A 2577-nucleotide genomic window follows, 5' to 3' on the forward strand; every position below is an offset into this window, starting at 1 on the left:
AGTTTGTCGACCGAGAACACTGTGACATGACAGGATCAGAGTTTCGCGTCATAGCGACCCGCTGCTGCAATGGATATTTCACCAAATGCTGCGATTAGAAACCATGTTGCGCAGGGGCGTTACTAGTAATGCCCGGAATCCATGAACGAAATGAGAACCTTCTGATTTGTGACGGCTTTCGCCGGATCGGGCGGCAAGAAATGTCGCCCCACCATGCGGTTCGTTCCGGCGAAAACCGCCGACCAGCAGGCTGCCTTGATGCGGCATGCGAGAGAGACTTATCCGCAATCGAACACAACGCGCCAATGCCATACGCGGATTTGCCATGGAATTCGGTATCGCCGCGGCCTTTGGCATGTGCAGGGTCGAACCGCTATCAGACCGAAATAGCGGGAGACCAGTCGCTGCCGGAACTCGCTAGAGAGCTTTTTGCTGTGCATGGTGACGAATATCGCGGTCGGCCTCTGGAACCCAGCTGATCGAGGAAAAGCTGAAGGATCTGCACCGCGCCGCAGCAGGCGCCTAGCCGATATCTCCTGTTGGCCCGGTCGGCGCATCCCTCTTGATGATGAACACCCCAGATCCTCGGATGTTTAAGTCTGGTCGCGATTTTGATGCCTGGACAGGCCTCACACCGAAAAAACATTCAACCGCAGCAAGGTCAGGCTGGGGGTCATTACCCGCGCCGGCGATGAGATGTTGAGAAGCGTATTAGTGGTTGGCGCAACTGCTATTCTTCAACCAGGCCGAACCAGACATGCTTCGCGATGGCTCACAGAACTGCTGCGCCGGAAAAAGCCTAAGCTGGTTGCGGTGGCGCTTGCTAACAACATCGCTCGTATTGCCTGGAAGCTCATGGTGAGCGGCGAAACGTATCGGCGAATAGAAGGATGCCACAGGCAGCATAGAAAATTGGCCGTCACGGGAGCGCGATAGAGTCGCTGTCGTGGGGAGCTGATGCGGTGAACTTGCAAGAGAAGAGCGATGGTGCGATTGATCGATCCAAACGCGTGACAATCCGTCAATGTCCAGTGGCCATTCAAGGCCGTTTCCCTGTTAGAGCCTGACTCAAAACTCGGTTACGCACGACGCGGAGCTGCCATACGGCGAAGCATGAGGCCGATCGAGGCGATGAAGATCCATGCCTCGGCGCTGTCGATGGTCGCCTCGAAGTCCTTGGCGAGCCGGCGACAACGTCCCAGCAGGCGAAAGTTCGCTCGACAACCCATCGTCGTGGCAGCACCTCAAAGCCCTTGGCCGCGTCGGAGCGCTTGATGAATTCGATGGTCCATGTACCGAGAATGGCCAGAGCCTGCGACAGTTTTTCTCCGGCGTAGCCGCCGTTGGCGAACAGATGGCGCAACCAGGGATAAAGCCGTCGAATAGAGGCGATGACGCCGACTGCCCCATCCCTGTCCTGGATGTCGGCCGTGTGCACCGTCAGCCCGACCAAGTGTCCCTCGGTGTCGATAATGATATGGCGCTTGCGGCCTTTGACCTTCTTGCGGGCGTCGTAACCACGCAAACCGGCAACGTCCGTGGTCTTTGCCGATTGGCTGTCGATGACACCGGCGCTCGGGCTCGCCTCGCGGCCAAGCGCCAGGCGTGCCGCAGCCACCAAGTGGAAGTTGATGGTCTTCCACAGCCCGTTGTCCCGCCAGGCATAGAAATAGCGTTGACCGGTCGAGACCGGCGGGAACCGGCCCGGCAATGCCCGCCACTGGCAGCCGGTCCAGGCGATGTAGAGGAGCGCGTGCACGACCGCTCGAAGTTCTGTCGTCCGCGGTCGTCCCGTTGTCTTCGTTCCCGGCGAGAACGGCTCGAGCAACGCCCATTCCCTGTCCGTCAACGCGTTTGCATCTCGCTGCCCCGCGCGGCAATATCGCCGGCGGGTGGTCTCCGTCCAACCCATGTCGTGATCCCGTTCAAGTCTAGACAACTTAAACGAATCACAACGGACGGGGCCACTCAACGCTTCCACCCCCAAAACCGAGTTTCGGGTCAGGCTCTTAGGAACACGCCTTGCGGAAACCATCTTGGCCAGCGGTCATGTGCGACCACGGCGTCTGCTGCTCGGAGACAAAGAGACCGGGTGTGCGCGAAGAACTGACGCTGGTTGTTGTCGATGATGGTTGGAAGAAGGTCCAGCATTGTAACGCTTGTCTTCTTCGTTACGGGGACCTTGGCGCCGTAGACCTCCGACATGTCTCTCCCGCAATGACGATGATCGCGGTGCTATCGCCGGCTTTCGCTGTCGCCGGCTCGGCCGGGGTCGCACCTCTGCTCGCGCGGCACTACCCAGCGTAACCGCTGTTCTCAGGCCAGGGCCTTGAGCGGCATAGGTCTGTAGGCCCAAGGCAGCAGATCGTCGATCTGGCTTTGTGGATGGCCGGCGACGATCCGGGCGATCACGTCAGCGAGGTAGGTGTGAGGCTCGACGCCGTTGAGCTTGCATGTCTCGATCAGCGAAGCGATCGTTGCCCAATGCTCGGCGCCGCCGTCGGAAGCAGCGTCATAATGCCGGGAATCCGGGCTTCGACGTTGTCGTCACCTATCCATTCCATCCGTTGGTTGGGC

Annotated in this window: 1 protein-coding gene and 2 pseudogenes; 1 reads left to right on the forward strand and 2 read right to left on the reverse strand. The window is 59.3% G+C overall.

Going from position 1 to position 2577, the window contains the following annotated elements:
• Nucleotides 1-204: 204 nt before the first annotated feature.
• Nucleotides 205-936 (forward strand): annotated as a pseudogene (locus NKH01_RS35100) (IS110 family RNA-guided transposase); the annotation flags it as partial.
• A gap of 143 nt (nucleotides 937-1079) precedes the next feature.
• Here NKH01_RS35100 and NKH01_RS35105 read toward each other — a convergent pair.
• A protein-coding gene (locus NKH01_RS35105; RefSeq protein WP_353024735.1) for an IS5 family transposase occupies nucleotides 1080-1912 on the reverse strand; the annotation gives its coding sequence in 2 pieces (ribosomal slippage) (nucleotides 1080-1204 and nucleotides 1204-1912; 834 coding nt in all).
• A 404-nt stretch (nucleotides 1913-2316) separates the two neighbouring features.
• Nucleotides 2317-2511, reverse strand: a pseudogene (locus NKH01_RS35110) (transposase domain-containing protein); the annotation flags it as partial.
• Nucleotides 2512-2577: the final 66 nt, after the last annotated feature.

Origin of the sequence: Mesorhizobium sp. M1403, from assembly GCF_040317695.1 — a bacterium.
Classification (GTDB): Bacteria; Pseudomonadota; Alphaproteobacteria; order Rhizobiales; family Rhizobiaceae; genus Mesorhizobium.